Annotated in this window: 10 protein-coding genes; 4 read left to right on the top strand and 6 right to left on the bottom strand. The window is 72.4% G+C overall.

Annotation, left to right across the window (positions count from 1 at the left end):
• The 3 genes from AB0I51_RS40320 to AB0I51_RS40310 form a co-directional block, all read right to left on the bottom strand.
• Nucleotides 1-811: hypothetical protein (locus tag AB0I51_RS40320; protein WP_362983363.1), on the bottom strand; the 811-nt coding region annotated here is incomplete at its 3' end.
• Between the two features lie 123 nt (nt 812-934).
• On the bottom strand, nt 935-4,666 hold the full coding sequence (locus AB0I51_RS40315; RefSeq protein ID WP_362983362.1) for a hypothetical protein: 3,732 nt from the start codon (nt 4,664-4,666) through the stop codon (nt 935-937).
• Between the two features lie 161 nt (nt 4,667-4,827).
• Complete coding sequence (locus AB0I51_RS40310; protein ID WP_362983361.1) at nt 4,828-8,199, bottom strand: S8 family peptidase; 3,372 nt, start codon at nt 8,197-8,199, stop codon at nt 4,828-4,830.
• Between the two features lie 403 nt (nt 8,200-8,602).
• On the opposite strand from AB0I51_RS40310, the gene AB0I51_RS40305 reads away from it, so the two are divergent.
• Nucleotides 8,603-9,811 (top strand): sensor histidine kinase, encoded by a 1,209-nt coding sequence (locus tag AB0I51_RS40305; protein ID WP_362983360.1) that lies wholly within the window; start codon nt 8,603-8,605, stop codon nt 9,809-9,811.
• 206 nt (nt 9,812-10,017) lie between these two features.
• Nucleotides 10,018-10,713: a response regulator transcription factor gene (locus AB0I51_RS40300; protein ID WP_362983359.1), complete on the top strand. Its 696-nt coding sequence runs from the start codon at nt 10,018-10,020 to the stop codon at nt 10,711-10,713.
• Between the two features lie 65 nt (nt 10,714-10,778).
• Here the strand turns inward: AB0I51_RS40300 and AB0I51_RS40295 are convergent, their stop codons facing one another.
• From AB0I51_RS40295 to AB0I51_RS40285, 3 genes are all read right to left on the bottom strand, one after another.
• Nucleotides 10,779-11,030, bottom strand: coding sequence for a hypothetical protein (locus AB0I51_RS40295; RefSeq protein ID WP_362983358.1), 252 nt, complete (start codon nt 11,028-11,030; stop codon nt 10,779-10,781).
• Between the two features lie 160 nt (nt 11,031-11,190).
• Nucleotides 11,191-11,481 (bottom strand): NPP1 family protein, encoded by a 291-nt coding sequence (locus AB0I51_RS40290; RefSeq protein WP_362983357.1) that lies wholly within the window; start codon nt 11,479-11,481, stop codon nt 11,191-11,193.
• 762 nt (nt 11,482-12,243) lie between these two features.
• Nucleotides 12,244-13,239: an Lrp/AsnC family transcriptional regulator gene (locus tag AB0I51_RS40285; RefSeq protein WP_362983356.1), complete on the bottom strand. Its 996-nt coding sequence runs from the start codon at nt 13,237-13,239 to the stop codon at nt 12,244-12,246.
• Between the two features lie 123 nt (nt 13,240-13,362).
• Here AB0I51_RS40285 and AB0I51_RS40280 point away from each other — a divergent pair, with 123 nt between their 5' ends.
• Complete coding sequence (locus AB0I51_RS40280) at nt 13,363-13,572, top strand: hypothetical protein (protein WP_362983355.1); 210 nt, start codon at nt 13,363-13,365, stop codon at nt 13,570-13,572.
• 406 nt (nt 13,573-13,978) lie between these two features.
• A complete protein-coding gene (locus tag AB0I51_RS40275; RefSeq protein WP_362983354.1) occupies nt 13,979-15,622 on the top strand; it encodes an MFS transporter in 1,644 nt (547 codons plus the stop codon).
• The last annotated feature ends 18 nt before the right edge of the window (nt 15,623-15,640 follow it).

The following is a 15,640-nucleotide window of genomic DNA, read 5'->3' as shown; positions in this document are numbered from 1 at the left end:
GCGTGCTCGTCGCCCCGAGGTCGAGTGAGCGGGACGGCTGGAGGGTCTGGTGCTGGGCGCGCCTGCCGAAGGCGGACAGCCAGGGGGTGACCGTCTCCTTGGACAGGGTCACGATGTAGGAGCCGGCGGCGTCGGCGCCCACGGCGCCCGCGTCGAAGGTCACCCGCAGCCCGCCGTCCGCGGTGAAGTCCATGTCGTCGAGGAGGGACGTGAGGTTCGAGCGGTCCGTGAACGCCTCGTTCAGCGTGTCCGCGTCCGTGCCCTCCCGCCCCTTGAGCCTGTCTTTCAGGGCGGTGACGAAGGCGTCTCGGGAACCGTCCGCGACGAGTGCGAGTGCCGTGCGGTATGCGTCGGCCTTCCCGTCGTACCAGTAGGTGCGACTGGACAGTCCGTTCCCGGCGGTGGTGCCGTCCTGAGTGCTGAGCCGGACGCCGAGGACGTCCCCTGAGGCGACCAGGAACTGGTGGCTGATGTTGAGCTCGCTGTGGTCGCCCTGACACGTCGAGCGGAAGGTTGCCAGGCGCTCCTCCACGTACTTCTTCATCACGTCGGTCATCGCGCTCGCGCCGGGCACGTCGGGGTAGCTGGTGGCCCACGCGCAGGAGGTGCTCTCGCTGTTGTCGTTGACGAGCTGCAGGCCCTTGATCTTCGAGGGGTCCACGGAGTGGACCGGGGAGACGGTGGAGGACGAGCCGGGCCGTGCTCCGGCGGTCGTCGAACTCGCCGTTCCGGACGATCCGGACGAGCACGCCGCTGTCGCGGAGAGCGAGCCGAGCAGGAGGAGAGAGGGGAGGACGAGGTGTGTGCGCATGAGGACCAGAACCTGGGATCGGGGACCAGCGGAGTCCGATCCTGCAGGTCAGGGCTATTTTTCAGCGACTGTCGCAGTCGCTGTGAACAAAAAACTCCTCTCGCGCTCCAGGTCCGTCATCACTCACCGTGTCCTGGGGCACACCTGCCGGTACGACACGTCGGGCACGTACGTGCGCCACTGTGCGCCGGTGAGTCCGCCTCCGGCCCGGGCACACAGGACGCGGACGATGTCGTCCGGGGCGACCGGGTAGCCCTGCAGCAGCACGTCCAGCCCGCCGGCGTACAGGGTGGCGCCGTCGTCGGTGAAGGCGAGGGTGTCGATCTCGTCGCCGGCGGTGGGCAGGTCGGTGCCGAGCTGCTGCTGCCCGGCGGTGTCCCACAGGCGCAGGGTGCCGTACTGGCCGCCCACGGCAAGGGTGGAGCCGTCGGGCGAGAAGGCGAGTGCGCCCACGGCCTCGGCGGCACCGCGGGGGCCGGTGTCCGAGGTGCCGGTCAGCAGGCCCATCCGAGTACGCAGGTCACCGTCCCACAGCGTCACGTGCCCGGTGGAGTCGCCGGCGGCGAGCCGGGTGCCGTCGGGGCTGAAGGCCAGCGCGGTGACCTGCCGGCCGTCGGCCAGGGCGTGCCCGCGCACGCGGCCGGACGGCAGCTCGGCGTACTGGTCGGCGGCGTCGGCGAGCAGGCGCCCGTCGGGCCGCAGCGCGAGACTGCCCTGGGAAAGGGCGTTCAAGGTGGCGGTCCGCCGGTGGCCACGGGTGTCCCAGACCTCGGCCGCACTGCCGCCGCCCGTGGAGCGGACGGCCAGCAGTGTCCGGCCGCCGGGGCCGAGGGCCAGTGCGTAGACGGTGCGGTCGGCCGCGCCGGACGTCTCGAACGACGTGCGGACCCGGTGCGCGCGCATGTCCCAGACGCTGAAGCGCTGGCGCAGGGAGCCGTGCGAGGAGACGGTGTCGGCGACGGCGAGGAAGCGGCCGTCCGGGCTGTAGGCCAGTAGCGGGGGGCCGTCGCCGGTGTCGGTCGGCTGGGGGCCGAGCGTGGTGCGGGTGAGGACGGCTCGGCTGCCGGTGGCGCGCAGCTCGAAGCGGTAGCCGGTGCCGGAGCGGGTGGCGGTGGCCAGGACGGAGCCGTCCGGGTCGAGCGCGGTCGCGTCGGTCGGCGTGCGCTGCCAGTGGGCGTCCAGGCGGTCGCTCATGTCGTACGTGCGGACCGTGGCGCCGTCGAGATAACGGAGTGTCCGGTGGCTCGTGTCCGGGTCCCAGGCCAGGCCTGTCACCTCGGCGCCGGCCAGCGGCGTGTGGAAGACCTGAGTGCCGCCGTTGGCCAGTCGCCACACGGCGATCTCCTTGCTGTCGGCCGTGGCCAGGAACTGCCCGTCCGGGGAGAGGACGGCGTCCGTGAAGCCCGTGGTGTCGGCGCTGGCGAAGTCGGCGACCTCTCGCCCGCCGGAGACGTTCCAGACCGTGGACGTGTTTCCGAGGACGGCGGCCAGGCGCCGACCGTCCGCGCTGAACCGCAGCAGACGCGAACCGCCGTCTGCTCCCGAGCCGGTACCGCAGACGCCGCCGCGCGCCCTCTCCCAGGCGCCCGTCAGCTTCCTGCCGTGGACGGTGTCCCACGCCTGGGGTGCGCCGCCGGCCGTGCACAGGGCGAGGAGACGGCCGTCCGGGCTGACGGCGGCGGCGGTCAGGCCGCGCGGCACGTCCGTGGTGAACAGCGCCTTGCCGTCGCCGGTCCGGTGCACGCGCACCGAGCCGGCGCCGTCCGACGGACCGGTGAGGTAGGTGCTGCCGTCGGCCGCCCAGTCGACCGTGTCGCCCAGGTCGGCGACGGTTCTGCCGGAGGCGAGGTTCCACAGTTGGTCGCCGTCCTGGCCGCTGACGACGAGGAAGCGGGCGTCGGGGCCGCCCTCGGCGACCTCGGTGCCGGCGGGCAGGTGGTAGGTGGCGGTGACCCGGTGGTCGGCCACGTTCCGGACGGTCACCCTGCCGTCAGTGACGGTGACCAGGGAGCGACCCTGGCCGGTGAGGTAGCGCTGGACGTTCTCGCCCGTCTGCGGGTCGGTGAAGGTGTCCCGCTCCGGCCGGGCCAGAGCCTCGAGCAGGGCCGAGCGGGACTCGGTCAGCGGGGCGAGCCGCCAGGCCGCGACCGAGAGCCGGGCGGCTGTGCGGGGGTCTGCGGCGCGCAGGCTGCCGGCCACTGTGGCCAGGCGGCGGGCGGCCGCCTTGGCCGCCTCCTCCTCGCTCGTCCGGCCCCTTTGCCAGGCCAGCAGGCCCGCGGCCAGCGCGAGCACCAGGAACGCGGACAGGCCCGCGGTGAGCACGCGGGTACGGCGGGTGGCCCGTGCCTCGGCCTCTTGCTCGGCGTCCCGCGCGGCGCGCGAGGCGTCAAGGAACGCCCGCTCCAGCTCGGCGAGGTCGTCCTGTGAGGGTCCGCCGAGCAGCTCCTCGGCCTGGGCCAGCCGCGCCCCCCGGTACAGCGCGCTGGCATCCCGGTCCAGCTGCTCCCAGGCGCGGGCCGACTCGCCGAGCAGGCGCTGCGCGCGCAGCCGCTCCCGGCCCTCCTCGATCCAGCCTGCCAGCCGGGGCCAGCCGGTGATCAGCACTTCGTGGGCCAGTTCGACGGTGTCGCCGTCCAGGGTGACGAGCCGGGCGGCGGCGAGGCGTTCCAGCACGTCCTGCGCGTCGGGCCCAAGCTCGGCCCGGGACGCCGGGCGGCGCGTGTCGGCGGCGCCGTCCCCGGGGGCGATCAGCCGCAGCAGGATGCGGCGGGCGGTGCGGGCCTGCTCCGGCGCCAGCTCGCCGTAGACCTGTTCGGCGGTGGTGGCGATCGCGCCGTGCACGCCGCCCGCCTCCTCGTACGCCGCCAGGGTGAGGGTGCGGCCGCGGCGTCGGCGCCAGGTCTCCAGCAGGGCATGCGAGAGCATCGGCAGGGCGCCCGGCTGGTCGGTGACCTCGTCGATGACGCGGGCGGTCAGCGCGCGCTCGACGTTCAGGCCCTCGGCGATCGCGGGCTTCGTGATCACGTCCCGCAGTTCCTCCCGGCCCATCGGCCCGATCAGCAGGGTTGCCCGGCCGACCGCCGCTGCCAGCTGCGGATGGGTGCCGCAGTGGCCGTAGAAGTCGCCGCGCACGGCGATGGCCACGCGCAGCCGGCTCGCGGGATCGCGGGCGGACAGCAGCAGATCCAGGAAGCGGTCGCGTTCCGCGCGGTCATGGCAGAGGGTGAACAGCTCCTCGAACTGGTCGACGATCACCCAGGTGTCCAGGCCGCCGTCCTCTCCGTCCCCCGCGTCTTTCGGGACGAGTGCCCGTTCGTGCGTGCACGCGGGCTGTTCACCGGGAGTGAGCACCCGGATCACCGCGGGACGGTCGGCGCCCTGCGCCTGCCGCAGCGCCGGGATCAGCCCGGCCCGCAGCAGGGACGACTTGCCGCTGCCGGACGGGCCCGACACGACCGCGAACCGGTGCGCGCGCACCAGGCCCAGCAGCTCGCCGACCTGCTCGTCCCGGCCGAAGAAGAGATCGCTGTCACCCGGTTCGAAGCGGGCCAGGCCCCGGTAGGGTGCCCGCTCCTCGGCCGAGGGCGCCCGGACCTCCGCGTCCGCCTCCCGCCAGCGCCGCTCCCACTCGTCGGGGTCGGCGGCCAGCGCCTGAACGTAGGCGCGCACCAACGCGAGCGAGGGCAGCTGGTCGCCTGCCGCCGCCTGGGACAGCGCGGTGGTCGAGTAGCCCGCCCGCTCGGCCATCTCCCGGTACGGCGGCTTTCCCGCCTTCTCGCGCAGCAGCCGCAGCTCGTGCGCGAACCGCTGCACGGGTCCGGCATCGGGGTCCACCGGTTTTTCGCGTCGTCCCACCGGGCCGTACCTTTCGACCTGCAAACACACCAGTGATCGGCGCCCAACCTACGTTCGGCTGCCGATTCGAGGCAATTCCGGCCCATTCTGCGGACGCGGGACCGACACGGCGTGCCTCCGACCGGTATGGGCGGAGGCACGCCGTGGAGCTGTCCGGATGGCTAGCGCACAGTGCGGTAGGCCGTGTGGATGGTCTCCGTGGCGGTGTTGCCGTCGGTGTCGGTCAGGGACGCCCGGAAGGAGACGGTGCCGGGCTTCTTCGGGTGGGTGAGGGTGAGGTACCGCTTGCCGGCGTGGTCCGTGTGGACGGTGACTGTCTTCCAGGTGCGGCCGCCGTCGTACGACACCCGCACGGTCAGCGACTTCAGGTGGCCCTTGGCCCCGGCCGGGCCCTGGAGCGACAGCGGCACCGTGAGGCGGGCGCCCGCCTTGGCGGTGTCGGTCAGGCTCAGCTTCGGGTGGAAGCGGACGACGGAGAGCGGGAAGGGGACCCCTTTGGTCTCGCCGTTGTCGCGGGAGGTGAAGGTCCACACCGCGTCCACGTGATCGCTGGTCCGGTAGTCCTTGGTGCGGTCGGTGCTGATGGACAGCCGGTAGCGGGTCGGTCCGGCGGGCAGGCCGCCGTAGACGTTCAGGCAGGTGTCGTCGGTGGTGGAAGTGAAGACCCGGGAGCCGGAGCTGAGCCGGGTGGTGATGGTCGCCTGGGGGAGGTAGGCCAGGTCGCCCGGGCCGTCGGAGAACATCGGCACGCACACATAGGAGAACCCGCCGAGCCGCTTGGCGCCGGTTCCGGAGGCCGGCGCGACGGCCGGCCCGTGGACACCGCCGCCGAACGTGACCCGGTACGTGTGGCCCGGCTCGAAGCGGCGGTCGGTGAGGAAGTTGAATATGTCCTCGTTGTGCAAGCCGTTGCCGATCTCGGCGCCCAGGTTCCAGCGCAGCCCGCGGTCGGTGCTCAGGTACTGCACGACAGAGGCGGTCGGTGCCGGGCGCCGGGCGCCTTCCAGGGCGACGGACGCCCGGCCGAGCTGCGGCCAGTCGGGTATGGACCAGTTCACCTGGGGCGTGGTCTCGGCGCCGGTCAGGGTGGTCGCGACGGAGGTGTTCACCCGGGCCATGTCCCGGGTGCTGGAGAAGCTGCGGTTCAGACCGGTGAAGAAGGAGCCGGTACGGGTGGTGACCAGGTTGTACGCCGGGGAGGTGGCGGTGCGCTGCCAGATCCCGCCGAACTGGGCGACGAAGGAGCCGGCCGGGGTGCCGGAGCCGATCTGGCCGAGGGCGGTGTCACCGACGTCGACGGTGTTCCCGCCGACGTAGTCGTAGGCGGCCTTGGCGCCGTGGGCCGCGAAGAGGACCTGCGCGTCGCGCGGGGTCGCCCGGCGGTCGGGGGCGGTGATCTTCACCGGCTTGGCCCTGCGCCCGTCGAGGGCGAGGCTGGTGTCGTGGTCGAGCGTCAGGCGGGGTGCCACCAGCAGGGCGGTCTTCCCCCGGGGGTCGGTGGTCTGGACGTCGACCACGTAGTGGCCCCTGGGCAGCCGCAGGGTGACCGTGCCGTCGGGGTGGTTCTTGCCGTCGTCGAACGGCGTGTACTGCTTGCCGGTGTCCAGGTTCGCGACGACGACGCCGGGTGAGTCGTCCCGCTTGCCGTCGCGGCGGGTGACGGTCAGCTTCAGCTTGTGCGACTCCACCTCACGGACGACGCCCAGAGCGGTGCGCACACTCTGCCCGCCGCCGCTCGCGGTCACCGCACCGGAGTAGGCGCCGTCGGTGCCGCCGAGCCGGGTGTCGGCGCTGACCGTGGCCTGCGCGGTGCCGCCGGCCGGGACGGTCAGCCGGGCCGGGGAGACCGTGAACATGCCGGCGGGAGCGCTGCCGCCGTCGGGGCCGGTGACGTCGGAGGTCAGGTCCAGAGTGACGGGCTTCGTGCCCGAGTTGCGGTACGTCAGCGTCCGGGTCGCCGGCTGGTCGTCGTCGTGCGGCCAGGCGGCGACGCCGAAGCCGGTCGAGGACGGCTCGGTGGTGACGTCGGCGCCGGTCGCCCGGGCCAGGTCGACCCGGCCCGCCCCGACCTCGTACGCCGTCGTGCTGGTCAGCGGCTCTGCCGAGGCGGTCAGCGCGGCCTTGATCCGGTCGCCGGTCCAGTCCGGGTGCTCCTGGGCGAGGATCGCTGCGGCGCCCGCGACATGCGGGGTGGCCATGGAGGTGCCCGACATCTTCACGTATCCGGGCGCCACCTCCTCGCCCTCGCTGCCGTGGGCGGCCCGCGCCGCGACGATGTCGACACCGGGCGCGGCGATGTCCGGCTTCAGCGCGCCGTCCGCGGTCGGGCCGCGGCTGGAGAAGTCGGCGACCTTGTCGTGCCGGTCCACCGCGGCGACGGTCAGGGCCGACGCGGCCGAGCCCGGAGTGCCGACGGTGGTGTCGGAGGGGCCTTCGTTGCCCGCGGCGACCACGAACAGGGCGTGGGAGGAGGCCGACAGGGTGTTCACGGCCTTCTCCAGGGGGTCCACCCCGGGGGTGTCGGTGTCGCCCAGGCTCATGCTGACGACTTTGGCGCCCTGCGCCACGGCCCACTGCATTCCGGCGATGATCGACGAGTCGGATCCGACGCCGGTGTCGTCCATGACCTTGCCGACCAGCAGCTTCGCACCGGGCGCCACGCCCTTGTACTTGCCGTGGCTTTCCGCACCGGAGCCGACGATGGTGGAGGCGACGTGGGTGCCGTGGCCCTGCTTGTCGTCGGTCGAGCCGGAGTCGGAGCCGGTGTCGGAGTCGGAGTCGGCGAAGTCCTTGGTCTTGAGGATGCTGCCCTTGAGGTCGGGGTGGGTGGCGTCGATGCCGGTGTCCAGGACGGCGACCTTCACGCCCTTGCCGTCGTAGCCCTTCTTCCAGGCCGTGGGGGCACCGATCTGCGCGACGCCTCCCTCGGGATCGGGGTCGCCGTCGGCCTGCGCCGCCACCTTGACCCGCCCGTCGAGCCACACCCGGTCGATGCCGGGGGCCGCGGCCACGGAGGCGTGGTCGGCGACCGGGTCGGTGAGCGCCCGCCACACGCCGCCGACGTCCGGCTTGTCGGCGGCCAGTGCCACGCCGCGGACGGCGGGCAGCACTTGCTCGACATCGGCGTCGGTGGCGGCCAGGGCACGTCGGGCACCGGCCTGGATGCCGCTGCCGCCCCGGTAGGAGACGATCAGCGGCAGCTGCTTGCGGTGGGCGTCGTCGTAGCCGTCCTTGACGAGTTGCGTGATGTCGAACAGGCGGCGGTCCAGCCGGCCGCTGTCCAGCAGCCGGGTCGCGTCCTGCGGGACGACGTAGGTGTGGCCCGCGAACCGCCGTATCGAGAAACCGATGTGCCCGCGGCCTTTGCCACGCCGCACACCGGTCACCCGGCCCGTGCCGTCCATGCTCACGGTGTCACCGGTCACCAGCGTCACGGGGACGCCGCCCCGGGCCGACCCGCCGGCCGCCGTGGCCGTCAGGTCTGCCGACGGGCCCGCTGCCGCCGGGGTGACGGCGGCTGCGAGCCCGGCCACCACCAGCAGGGCCGAAGTCCCGTACGCGGCACCCCGAGCCGTCAGTCTCTTCCCTGTCCGGCTGTGCTTGTTGCGCAATGTGCTGTCTCGCTTCCCCGTGAGTCGACTCGGTGGATGGCCGTGGATGAGGCCCGTCCGCGCGGGCGCACGGGCGGCCCGGGCCCACACAAGGGGGGCGTGTGAGCCGGGGCCGCCTGAGCCGTCGGCGGTGCAGTGCCGTCGGCCGTGAACGAGTCTTGGCCTCCGGGGAATTGGTCAGTAGCCCCTCTCGGGCACTGAAAAATCGGGGGAGATCCCTGTTCGCTCGGCCTCGGCCGTTCGGCCGACGTGCGCGGCCGGTTACGCGACGGAAGGTGGCCTTTCGGCCGACCCGGCTGTGCCGGTGGGAGGTTGGGGTCGCGCCGTGGATCTCCTGAGCAGCGTGCGCGCCATCGGCGCGTCTCCCGCACCGTTCGGTCGCCGGCAGGGCCTCGTGCGGGCGTTCGGCATCGTCCTGCTGCTGTCGGCGGCAGGGGTGGACCTGCTGTTGGCCGGCGCCGACGGCGGTTCGTGGTGGCCTCAGCTGGTGGTGCTTCCGATGGGTCTGGCGGCACTCCTGTGGCCCGTCGCCCGGCGGCCGGCATGGCTCACCACGGCGGTGCTCACGGCCGTGCCCGCGGTCCTCTCCGGTGCAGTGACGGCGGTGGTGTTCCTGTCCGGCAGGGAGGCGTTGTCCGGACCCGGCGAAATCGCGATCCTGCTGTGCCTGCTCCTTGTCGCGGTGCGCGACTGCCCCGTGCGGTGGGCGGTGGCGTGCGGCGTTCTGGACGGTGCTGCGGTTGTGGGGCTGCCCTACAGACAGGCTGCCGGCCACTCGTCGGTCAATCCGTTCGGAATGCTGGTGTTGGCCGGCGTGGCCGTCGGACTCGGCGGGTACCTGCGGGCACTGGACCACCGCCGTCGTGTGGCGATCACCGAGACCCAGCGGGCCGAACGCCTCGCCATGGCTGCCGACCTGCACGACTTCGTGGCCCACCACGTCACCGGGATCCTGGTGCAGACGCAGGTGGCCCAGCTCCTGGCCTCGACCGACCCCGAGCGTCTGGCCGAGATCCTCAAGGACGTCGAACACTCCGCCACCGAGGCACTCGCCTCCATGCGGCGTACGGTCGGCCTGATGCGCGAGACCCCAGAGGCGGGTACCACCGACCGCAACCCGGCGGGCGATCTGGCCGCACTCCCCGAACTGGTGGCGGGCTTTTGCGGGCCCGTCGGCCCGAAAGCCGCGCTGCACCGCGATCCGTCGGTGCCCGACGACCTGCCCCATGAGGTGCAGGCCGCCGCCTACCGGGTCGTCCAGGAGGCCCTGACCAACGTGCGGCGGCACGCAGCCGACGCCGCCGAGGTGACGGTCGGCCTGGCCTACGACGGCCGTGCGCTGGAGGTGACGGTGCGCGATGACGGCCGTGGCGGAACCCGGCTGCCCCAGGCCGCGCGCGGCGGCGGCTTCGGCCTGGTCGGGCTGACCGAACGGGTCACCGCGCTCGGCGGCGAACTGCGCACGGGACCCCGTCCCGGTCGCCGGGGCTGGGAGGTCATGGCGATCCTGCCGGCGGAGAAGAAGTCGTCGTGAGTGCCGCAGCGCGCTCGGCTCCACGCCGCTGAGCGCCGGACGGAACCGCGGGGACGTGCCAGAGAACCGTGACGTTCCGTCATCAGCCGTTCGGCCGAGGTCCGGGCTGTCGGGCCGGTTGCTCGTGGCCGTTCGGCCGAGGCGGCGGCCCTTGTCACGAAGGGAGATTGGAGGCTTGTCAGGTCACAGGGGCAGGAGAGATGAGCATGACCATCCGGGTGGTCGTCGTTGACGACCAGGACATGGTGCGTTCGGGGTTCGCGGCGTTGCTGTCGGCGCAGAGCGACATCGACGTCGTGGGTCAGGCACCCAACGGCCGGCTCGGCATCGAGGTCAGCCGCAGCACGCATCCCGACGTGGTGCTGATGGACGTCCGCATGCCGGAGATGGACGGGCTGGAGGCGGCGCGGCAACTGCTCGATCCGCTGCCCGGTGTGGTGCACCGGCCCAGGGTGCTCATGCTGACCACGTTCGACATCGACGACTACGTCTACGCGGCCCTGCACGCCGGGGCCAGCGGCTTCCTGCTGAAGGACGCCCCGGTCGCCGAACTGGTGCAGGCGGTACGGGTGATCGCCGCCGGTGAGGCGCTGCTCGCACCGTCCGTCACCCGACGCCTCATTGAGGACGTGGCCCGGAGCCGCCCCGTCCCGCGCCAGGACACACGCGTGCGGCTGAACGGCCTCACGCCCCGGGAGACGGAGGTTCTGCTCCTGGTCGCGCAGGGCCTGTCGAACGCCGAGATCGCCGCGAGGCTGGTGGTGGCCCAGCAGACCGTCAAGACTCACATGACCCGGCTTCTCACCAAGCTCGGTGCCCGCGACCGTGCGCAACTCGTTGTCCTCGCCTACGAGTCGGGGCTGGTCGCCCCGGGGAGGTCCCACCCGGCCCCGGGCACCTGATACCCGGGTGTGACACCGGAGTTGACACCTGGGTGTGACGTGCGCCCCCTGCCGGCGCTCCAGCGTCACCGCGCCCTGACCGACCAGGACCGGTTTCGCACGGAGCGCGCATGCACCGGCGCATCGACATCGATCACATCGTCCGGCTCTACCGCGCCTACGCCCACGACCTCGACCGGGTCCGCGAGAAGCAGCGGAAACTGCTCGCGCCGCCGACCTTGCTGAAAGCCCAACTCGACGACCTCGAGGCGGAGATCACCTGGCTCCTGCTGCGTGGGACCCGCCCCGAGACGGTGGCGGATTTCGGCACCTTCCACGGCTGGTCCACCACCTGGATCCTCCAGGCCCTGAGGGAGGACAACGGCACCGACCACCCACGGCATCACGGTTTTGGCGCCGCGGCGGGCCGACACAGGGATGCCCCCGGCGGGACGCACGGAGTGCGCCGCCGGGGGCTGCTCGGTGCGGGCCTCGTCCTCAGAACGCGGGGACCGCTGAGGGGCGAGCCTTGTCGATGTTGCCGGCGAGGTTGCCGGCCAGCGGGAAGTCGGCTCTGCCCCAAGTGGCGTCGGACATCTTGGTCGTCAGGTCGCTTCTCATCAGATCCAGGGTGACCAGGCCCGGCTTGTCCCATCCGCCGTTGCTCCAGGCCTCCGGTACCTCACCCCACTCGGCGAAGCGGAAGGCGTGCGCGCTCGCGCCGTCCTTGTGGTACACGATCTCGACGTGATTGCTGTCCCTGGGCACCTCGTTGATCGGTGGGTCCATAGCCGCGGTGCCGGGAGGCGGCGAGATGGCGGGGGCGCTCCTCGCCCTGCTTCCGGAAGACCACGACGGACTCCCAGTCGCGGCGGCGCACGAAGGCGTCGGCGCCGTTCAATGTCTGTCCTTCTCGGAGTAGAGGCGCACCAGCCGTTTCTGCACAGGGACTTGGGTTCAGCACGGCGGCCGAGGCGCTGCCCTGCAGGCCGGCGCTCAGCGCGGTGGCGCTGAGCGCGACGAGCAAGGTCTTGCCGAGGCGGCTACGGGGCTTCCTGCTGCGCTTGACTGCGGGGAACGCCTTGCGTCTCCGGTTGCTCGGTCTGCCGGGGATCCGGCGTGGTCTGTGCCGGGAATCCAGCGGGGCGAGACCGAGACTGGGCAGCGGGACATTGTTCAGCAGCCGGTTTCGGCAGGGTGAAAAATCGCGCGCCGAGGATAGGCGGGTCGTTTCCGATGCCGGCACGCGCCGCACATCCCCGGGGCCGCCGTGGGCACAGGCGATTCGACCGGCGAAAGGGGCGAAGGGCCGGTCTTTCGAGACCGAGAGACGGTCGGCGGTGTCGAGCGGTGCCGCGACTGGTCCGGGTGCCCGGTTCCCGCCGAATCGGCGGTGCGCCCGGAGTCCGACAGGGGTGCTCGGAGATCCGGGCGACGGCAGGAGGTGTCGTTGGGTCGATACGACACCTCCTCCGCGTCGCCGGACCCGAATCGAGTGGTCCGGGCCGAGGCGCCGGCCCCGCCCGGGGGGCGCGAGCACGTTGCGGGCTCCTATGCGGGTGTCGTATGGACCAGGCGGCCGTGGAAGATGAGTGAGGCGGCCTGTTTGAGGCGGCGGACGCGGATGCTGACCTCGTAGGCGTCGATGCCGTCGATGGCGGCGACGCTGGTGGTGAGGTAGCGGTAGAAGTCCTCGGCGTCGCGGCAGATGACGCTGACCATCAGGTTGTGGTGGCCGCTGATGGCGCCGGCGAAGGCGACCTCGGGGTGTCGCGCGAGTGCCTCCCCGGTCTCTTCGAGGCGGGCGGGGGAGACGCGCAGCCAGAGGGTGGCGTTGAGGGTGTGGCCGAGGCGCTCGGGCAGCAGCTCCACGTCGTAGAAGAGGGTGCCCGAGGTCTCCAGGGTTTCCAGGCGGCGGGCGACGCGGGCGTTGGACCAGCCGGTGAGTTCGGCGAGGCGGGTGTGGGTGGTGCGGCCGTCCTCGGCGAGGGCGTCCAGCAGGGGAGCGTCCTCGTCCGTGGGGGGCCGCAGTGGTCCGGTGGGCGCGGTTGGCCGGTCGGCGGTGACCTGCCTCACCTGCTCGGGGGTGAGGCCGTCGCCGTAGGCGGTCCATTCGCTGGTGCCGGTCTCGCCGAAGGAGTGCAGGAGGAGGTCGATGCTGACGTCCAGGACCGAGGCGGAACGGGGCAGTTGACGCAGGAGGATGTCGTCGCGCTCAGCCTCGACGGGGGATCGGATCATGCAGATGATCTCCGAGCCGCCGGAGGCCAGGTTGGCGTAGGCGATGTCCGGCCGCTTGGCCAGGGAGTCCGCCAGGGGCCCGACCCGGTCGGGGCGGGAGCGGATGCGGGCCACCCACTGGGCTTTGCCGTGAACGGCCGGGTTGACCAGGCCGACCACACGCATCACCCCGCTGCGGCGCAGGGCGTGGTAGCGGCGGGCGGCCGTCTGCTCCGACACGTCGGTCACCTCGGCGATGTGCCGGAACGGGAGGCGGGGCGCGCACTGGAGCGTGTGGAGGATTTTCCTGTCTACATCGTCGATCACGAGAGGAGTCTGACACGTAGCCGTGGCTGTTTAGAGGTTTCTGTTCGTTTCGAGCCCTTGAGTTCATGGTTATGGGCTGTGAGGCGGATGCTGGTCATGTCCAGAAGAAAGGGCGTGACTCCCATGGGTACGCGGCTGGCGCCGACGGCGGTCTGCATCGGCACCTTCGTCCTGCTGACGCACCTCACCGCGGCGGGCATGGCGCCGTCCCACCGGGTGGCGCTCCCACACGCCGGTCTCTCCCGCATCCAGCGGGTGATCGGTGACATGGCGCCGGCGCCCGCCGCGGCACTCCTGGGGGCTGCCCGGCGCGGCGTCGCCGACGCTCCCTGACCGGCCCGGAGTGCCCTCCTCGCATCCCCCCCCATGGGCGCTCCGGGCCTCTGGATCGCACTGTGCCGACGAGTCGGTCGCACCACCGCACACAAAGCAGTACCACTTCCCCAGAGAGGCATCCGTCCCCGTGGACCTCACCGCCGACGCCTTCCGCTCGACACCGCCGAGCGCGCCCGTTCCCGAGCCGAGCTGCACGCCATCCGGCCGCGCACCGGGCGGAGTTCGGGCTGACGGCGTAAGCCGCGGGGCGCTGTCGCCCACCTACGTCTGAGGGACGACACCGACTGCGCCCCCCCAGGCGGGGGCTGCCCACTTCAGCACGGCAGCCCCTGAGCACCACCCACCCTCCCCACCCAACCGACTGCGGCGCCCCACGCCGTACGGGAGAAAACGGAGAATTTCCGTGAACGTCACCACACTGGCGAGCGGGCCGACGGACAGGCGGGCGGCCACCATCGTCATGGCCTGCCTCGGCGTGTTCGTCGCCTACCTGCCGATCACCACGGTTGCCGTCAGCCTGCCCGCCATCCAGCGGGCGCTGAACACCTCCACCGCCCAACTGTCCTGGGTTCAGGACGCGTTCGTCCTGCCCATGGCCGCGTTCATCCTGACCGCCGGTGTCTTCGGCGACGTACACGGCCGCAAGAAGGTCTTCCAGGCCGGCCTGTTCTTCAGCGCTGTCGGCGCCACGGTCGCCCTGTGCGCACACAACATCCAGACCCTGTGGGCCGGACAGGCGCTGGCAGGCCTGGGCTCGGCCGCGCTGCTGCCCACCACACTCGCGCTGATCAGCCACGCCGTGCCCGACTTCCGCGAACGCGGCAAGTTCATCGGCATGTGGGCCATGGCCCTGCTTGCGGCTCTGGCCGTCGGCCCGGTCATCGCCGGAGTGATCCTCAACCACTACTCGTGGCGCTGGATCTACCTGCTGTCCATCCCCCTCTCGCTGGCCGCGATGGCCGTCGCCGCCCCGCTGCTGACCGACTCGCGCGCCCCGCACGGCCGCAAGCTCGACTGGCCCGGCCAGATCACCGCGGCCGTCGGCGTCACCGCCCTGGTCTACGGCGTGATCGAGGGCGGCGCCGACTCCTTCACCACGCCGAAGGTCGTTGCCGCCCTCGCACTGGGCGTCGTCGCGCTGGTCGCCTTCGTAGTGGCCGAGAAGCGCAGCGCCAGCCCCATGCTGGACCTGGCGGTCTTCCGCAGTGCGGCTTTCACCGCCACCGCCCTCATCGCCCTGATCACCTTCCTCGGGCTGATCGGATTCTTCTTCGTCCTCAGCCTGTACTTCGGCATGGTGCAGCAGCTCGGCACCCTGGAGGCCGGCGCCCGCCTGCTGCTCGTCCCCGCCGCCGCGATCGTGGCCGGTGCCCCGGCCGGACGCCTCATGCACCGCGTCCCGGCCCGCTGGATGATCACCGCCGGTCTGCTGCTGATCGCCGGGCCGCTGCTGGCCATGACCACCCTCGACGCCCACACCTCCTACGGCTCGATCGCCTGGCGGCTGATCGTGCTGGGCGTCGGTCTGGGCCTGGTCACCACCCCGATGACGGCCACCGCCGTCGCCTCCGTCCCGCACCACCTGGCCGGTATGGCCTCGGCCGCCAACAACGCCTTCCGCCAGGTCGGCGGCGCGCTCGGCCCGGCCGTCCTCGGCGCCCTGCTGTCCACCCGCGCCGTCCACACCCTGCCCGGCCACCTCGCCGACGCCGGCGTGACGGGCATCCAGGCCCACACGATCGTCGCCACCGCGAAGGACGGCGGCCTGGGCGCGGTCGCCGGGATGAACCTCGGCTCCACCGCCGGTCAGGTCTACGGCGCCCTGGGGGACTCCCTCATCGACGGCATGCGGCTGTGCCTCATCGTGGCGGCGGTGCTGGTGCTGATCGCGGCAGGGTGCGCGGTCACCCTCCTGCGCCGTCCCGAGCAGGCCGCAGGGGGTGCGGCGAAGGGTGCAGGCACGGCACAGCACGACCATCCGGGCGCCTCCGCCGAGAACGCCCGGGCGGTGGGCACCGCTCAGCCCGTGGGACACCGGCGCGGCTGACCGGGCGGTACGAGGGGC

Source organism: Streptomyces sp. NPDC050549, from assembly GCF_040655035.1.
Classification (GTDB): domain Bacteria; phylum Actinomycetota; class Actinomycetes; order Streptomycetales; family Streptomycetaceae; genus Streptomyces.
Note: the sequence above shows the minus strand (reverse complement) of the source record. Positions and strands in the feature narration are given on the sequence as shown.